A 782-nucleotide genomic window follows, 5' to 3' on the forward strand; every position below is an offset into this window, starting at 1 on the left:
TGTGATCTGTGACCATGCCGGTGGCCTGCATCAGCGCATAGCAGATCGTCGAACCGACGAACTTGCAGCCGTAAGCCTTCAGCGCCTTGCTGAGCGCGTCGGACTGTTCGGTCGACGCCGGCGCGTCGCGGTACGACTGCCACGCGTTCTGGATCGGCGTATTGCCGACGAACGACCACAGGAATGCGGCGAGCGAGCCGTGCTCCTCGCGGATACGCTGCACGGCGCGCGCATTGGTGACCGCCGATTCGACCTTCGCGCGGTTGCGCACGATGCCGGGATTCTCCAGCAGCTTCTCGATGCGCTTCGGCGTGAAGCGCGCGACCGCATCGACGTCGAAATCCGCAAAGGCTTCGCGATAGCCCGCGCGCTTGTTCAGGATCGTCGACCACGACAGCCCGGCCTGTGCGCCTTCCAGGATCAGCATTTCGAACAGGTGGCGATCGTCGTGCGACGGCACGCCCCACTCGGTATCGTGATAGTGAGCGTCCGCTTCCGTCTTCACCCAGTTGCACCGCTGCGACATCGTCTGCCTCGCTTTCCGTATCGATTCGATCGCGTCAGCATAGCGGAAGCCCCTTTCACGGAACAGCCGGCCGAACGGCAGATGGGCGCGCGGCGCCGATCCGGTTAAGCTTGGCGCCTGTTCGAATCAGCGGGATGAAGGCATGGCGGCATTACTTTTTGCGATCGGCATCGACGGCGGCGGCACGGGCACGCGTGCGGTGCTGGCCGACCGGCACGGGCGCGAGCTCGCGCAGGGGCGCGGCGGCCCGTCGGGG

Annotated in this window: 1 protein-coding gene and 1 pseudogene; one reads left to right on the forward strand and one right to left on the reverse strand. The window is 65.7% G+C overall.

Annotation, left to right across the window (positions count from 1 at the left end; genetic code table 11):
* A partial coding sequence (locus tag G3N93_RS40715) for a DNA-3-methyladenine glycosylase I (RefSeq protein WP_206135600.1) occupies positions 1-526 on the reverse strand: 526 nt, incomplete at its 3' end.
* A 142-nt stretch (positions 527-668) separates the two neighbouring features.
* Between G3N93_RS40715 and G3N93_RS40720 the strand changes: the two are divergent.
* Positions 669-782: pseudogene (locus G3N93_RS40720) on the forward strand (ATPase); the annotation flags it as partial.

Origin of the sequence: Burkholderia sp. Se-20378, from assembly GCF_017104665.1 — a bacterium.
Lineage (GTDB): Bacteria > Pseudomonadota > Gammaproteobacteria > Burkholderiales > Burkholderiaceae > Burkholderia > Burkholderia lata.